We start from the raw sequence: 4,562 nt of genomic DNA, 5'->3' as shown, positions 1-4,562 counted from the left end.
GGGCCTTTAGGTATAGATCCAAAATAACGGTTTACCCAGGCTAAGGTTTGTGCAATATCAATATCCCCCCCGATCGTCAATACCGCGTTATTTGGCCCATACCAACGTAAGAAGAAAGCCTTAAGATCATTCACATCAACTCGATCTAAATCTTCCACATAGCCTATCGTTTGCCAAGAATAAGGATGGCCTTCTGGATAAAGCGCTTCTGACATTTTTTCCCAAATCAAACCATATGGACGATTATCGTAATTTTGCGCTCGCTCATTTTTAACCGTGTCTCGCTGAATTTCAAATTTACGCTGTGAAATCGCTTCAAGCAAAAAGCCCATGCGATCTGACTCTAACCACAGTACTTTTTCCAATTGATTCGCAGGAACGGTTTGAAAATAATTGGTTCGATCTCGATTTGTGGTGCCATTTAAGGATCCGCCCGCCTCTGTGATCAAACGAAAGTGCTCTTGATCGGCAACATGCTTTGAGCCTTGAAACATCATATGTTCAAAAAAGTGAGCAAAGCCAGATTTACCCACCTCTTCTCTTGCTGATCCCACATGATAAGTCATATCCACATGCACAAGAGGATCGGAATGATCGGGGGATAAAATGACCGTTAACCCATTCGAAAGTTGGTATTTACGATAAGGAATGCCCACCGTATCGGACTGGGTATCCACTTGCTCGATTAAAGTGACGCCATCGGGTAAAGATGAGAAAAAGGGAAGTGATGTTGAAGATGTACAACCGTACAACGCAATACACGTAATCAAACCTAGCCAAAGTTTTTTCATCATAACTCCTTAGAAAAAACCATAAAAAAATGCCCCCAGCATGATATAACGGAAAGCCTTACCAAGCATAATCATGCTCAATACGGGGAAGCTTTTCATTCTTAACCATCCAGCGGCTAAACAAAGCGGATCACCAATAATGGGTAACCAACTCAACAATAGAGCCCAATAACCATGTTTATTTAACCATCGTAGTGCTTTATGACCCTGTTTTTCTTGTTGAGTTCGATTAGGCAACAGCCAACCTAGCCAATAATTAGTCATCCCCCCTAACGTATTCCCGAAGGTGGCAATCATAATAATGGTTATAGGAGAAAATGTCTGAATCGAAAAAGTGGCCAATAGTATAGCTTCAGAACCACCCGGTAACAGAGTGGCACTAAGAAAACTAACAAAAAACAGCACCCAGAGTGCCGATTCTGAAAAGAACTGAGCAATCTGAGTAAGGTCAATCGCCAAGGTATGCTAACTCTGCATATTAAGCAAAATTTTACCGCGCGTATGCCCAGTTTCCATCTGCTCATGTGCTTGACGAACTTGATCCATTGGGTAAACGTGTTGAATTTCCACTTTTAATAAACCAACACTGACCATGTATAACAAGGTATCTAACTGCTCAGGGTTTGGATCAACTAACATACCGGTTGCCTGAAAGCCTAACATCTTCGCCTTTTCACAGATTAATTCCGCACTTAATGTTGGCACACTCACCACACGAGCATGATCATTAAGGCATTTAAGCGCATCCAATGCCGCATCTCCGCCCACAAGGTCGATCAGAACATCCACCGCTTCCAAACGTTGTGAAACTGGAGCAAATTGATAGTTAATAGCATGAGCCCCTAACGTCGCGAGGTAATCAAGGTTACTTTCACTACACGTGGTATACACTTCAGCTTTAGCGGCTATCGCAACTTGTAATGCAATATGTCCGACTCCACCGGCTCCCGCTAAAATTAACACGCGTTCACCTTCTTGAATTTGAGCTTTACTCAATGCCTGCGCCGCAGTTTGTCCTGCAAGGGGTAATGCCGCAGCCGCTTCTAGCGTAACGGAATCGGGCACGATACTCAGCTCTCTTTCAGGAACACAAAGATATTGGCTATAACCACCCCCACGGAGAGGAAAACCAACAAACCCCGCGACATTCATCCCTTTTTCAAGCGCTGAAACACCCTGTCCAACTTTCACCACCTGCCCTGCGATGTCATATCCAGCAACCCAAGGTAATTTATCTTGATTTTGCGCAGCAGCCCAACCCAGTCCAGCTCGAGTTTTAGTATCAATAGGATTAATACTGGTAAAAGCGACTTTGACCAACACTTCTCCTTCCTGAGGCTCTGGAATTGGTGATGACTGAATAGCGAGCACTTCTGGCCCACCAAATTGGGTAATGACAATCTGCTTATTATCCATATTCTAAGTCCCTGTGGCTGGTGATGAAAAAAGGGATGCTAAAGCATCCCTTTGAATATATATCATTTTATTACTATACCCAAACAACTTGGAATTGCAGGCAGGCGACAAGCGAGTCAAGCATCGCTACCGCGCGACGACGACATCACTTAATAGACTATCCGTCAATCGTTATTAACGCTCAGCCCTAAAATGCCCTTATTTAGCCGACTAAAGCTAATAAAATCCCAGCCGCAACCGCCGAGCCTAACACGCCAGCAACATTTGGCCCCATAGCATGCATCAATAAAAAGTTTTGTGGGTTAGCTTCTAACCCGACTTTATTAACAACACGCGCCGCCATTGGTACAGCAGAAACTCCGGCAGCACCTATCAATGGGTTAATATCTTCTTTAGAGAATTTATTGAGCACTTTTGCCATCAAAACTCCCCCTGCAGTACCAATGCTAAATGCGACAGCACCAAGCACTAAAATACCTAAGGTCGAAATATTAAGGAATTGATCGGATTGAAGTTTTGAACCCACTCCAAGACCTAAGAAGATAGTAACAATATTAATCAGTTCATTTTGTGCCGTTTTCGATAAGCGCTCAACCACACCGGCTTCACGCATTAAATTCCCCAAGCAGAACATTCCAACCAATGGCGTAGCCGAAGGTAGGAACAAAATGGCCATCAGTAACACGAGCAGCGGAAAAATAATTTTTTCCGTTTTCCCTACATGACGCAACTGAGCCATTTTAATCTGACGCTCTTGTGGTGTAGTTAATGCCTTCATGATCGGTGGCTGAATGATAGGAACCAATGCCATATAACTGTACGCAGCAACTGCGATTGCTCCTAATAACTTCGGTGACAGTTGACTGGCTAAAAAGATAGCTGTCGGACCATCAGCGCCACCGATAATGGCTATTGACGAAGCATCAGCTAACGAAAACTCCATTCCTGGCACATAGTTAAGCATGATCGCACCAAATAATGTTGCAAAAATACCGAACTGCGCAGCGGCACCTAACCACAAGGTTTTAGGGTTGGCAATCAAAGCACCAAAGTCGGTCATTGCGCCCACGCCCATAAAAATCAACAACGGGAAAATACCCGATTCGATCCCAATATAGTACACGTAGTACAACAACCCACCCGGCTCAGTAAAACCGGCATTAGGAATATTTGCCAAGATAGCTCCAAACCCAATCGGTAACAGCAATAAAGGTTCAAAACCTTTACGTATGGCTAAAAAAAGCAATACGCAGCCGATAAGAATCATCATGATTTGGCCAAGCGTAAAGTTAGCAATCCCTGTTTCGTGCCACAGGGTTAATAATCCGTCCATGTTACACCCTTATGCCAAACTTAAGATCGGCGCACCGACTGTCACTGCATCCCCTTCCTTCACATGCAGCTCTTGAACAACACCACTACGCGCAGCCCGAACTTCGGTTTCCATCTTCATCGCTTCTAAAATAACCAGCACATCGCCTTCAACCACTTCGCTTCCAGGTTGAACTTGAACCTTAAAAATATTTCCGGCAAGAGGAGCGGGCACAGCTTCAGCTGCTGAGGCCGGAACAGGAGCAGAGGTTGTCGCTGTAGACTGACTAGCGGTCACCGAGCTAATTTGACCTTGGGGACCCACTTCTACTTGATACACTTGCCCGTCAACTTTGACACTATAGGTTTCGATACTCGGTACAGAATCTTTTACTACAGGAGCTGCGGCAGATTCGACCGTTTCAGATCCCGGTGCGGGTTCAAATGCATTGGGGTTATGACGGTTTTTCAGAAATTTAAGTCCGACTTGAGGGAATAAAGCATAAGTCAGTACATCATCCACGGTCTCTTGCGCTAATGAAATACCATCCTCTTTAGCTTTAGCTAATAATTCCGTGGTTAAATGTGTCATTTCATCTTGAAGCAAGTCAGCAGGGCGGCAAGTAATGGCTTTACTTCCTTTTAACACTTGCGCCTGTAGATCTTGATTCACTTCAGCAGGTGTTGCCCCATATTCTCCTTTCAGTACCCCGGCAGTTTCTTTGGTTATACTGTTATAGCGCTCACCCGTTAAAACATTAATCACCGCTTGAGTACCAACAATTTGAGATGTTGGTGTAACTAAAGGGATGTAACCAAGATCTTGCCGAACACGAGGAATTTCTTCCAACACCTCATCGAGCCGCTCTGCAGCGCCTTGTTCTTTTAGTTGGCTTTCCATATTAGTCAACATACCACCCGGGACTTGAGCAATCAAAATTCGCGAGTCAACCCCTTTTAGTTGTCCTTCAAATTGGGCGTATTTTTTACGAACGTCACGGAAATACGCTGCAATAGGCGCAAGATGTTCGAGATTAAGCTGGG

The 4,562-nt window shown here is 44.4% G+C and carries 5 protein-coding genes; all 5 read right to left on the bottom strand.

The features are described from left to right. The coding region (locus tag B7C60_RS19000) for a M16 family metallopeptidase (protein ID WP_245869381.1) at positions 1 to 791 on the bottom strand (791 nt) is incomplete at its 3' end. 9 nt (positions 792 to 800) lie between these two features. Further along, positions 801 to 1,250 carry a YqaA family protein gene (locus B7C60_RS11635; protein ID WP_099611792.1) on the bottom strand — a complete coding sequence of 150 codons (450 nt, stop codon included), beginning with the start codon at positions 1,248 to 1,250 and terminating at the stop codon, positions 801 to 803. Positions 1,251 to 1,256: 6 nt separating this feature from the next. Next, a complete protein-coding gene (locus B7C60_RS11630) occupies positions 1,257 to 2,207 on the bottom strand; it encodes an NADP-dependent oxidoreductase (protein ID WP_099611791.1) in 951 nt (316 codons plus the stop codon). Positions 2,208 to 2,409: 202 nt separating this feature from the next. Further along, entirely contained in the window at positions 2,410 to 3,540 is a 1,131-nt protein-coding gene (locus B7C60_RS11625) for a sodium ion-translocating decarboxylase subunit beta (RefSeq protein ID WP_099611790.1), read from the bottom strand. 9 nt (positions 3,541 to 3,549) lie between these two features. Beyond that, on the bottom strand, positions 3,550 to 4,562 hold a 1,013-nt coding region (locus B7C60_RS18995; protein WP_342747964.1), incomplete at its 5' end, for a biotin/lipoyl-containing protein.

Origin of the sequence: Vibrio fujianensis (assembly GCF_002749895.1) — a bacterium.
Classification (GTDB): Bacteria; Pseudomonadota; Gammaproteobacteria; order Enterobacterales; family Vibrionaceae; genus Vibrio; species Vibrio fujianensis.
Note: the sequence above shows the minus strand (reverse complement) of the source record. Positions and strands in the feature narration are given on the sequence as shown.

Excerpts from the sequence above, each read along its gene's own strand:
- B7C60_RS11630 (WP_099611791.1), bottom strand. The coding sequence starts at position 2,207 with ATGGATAATAAGCAGATTGTCATTACCCAATTTGGTGGGCCAGAAGTG.
- B7C60_RS11625 (WP_099611790.1), bottom strand. The coding sequence starts at position 3,540 with ATGGACGGATTATTAACCCTGTGGCACGAAACAGGGATTGCTAACTTT.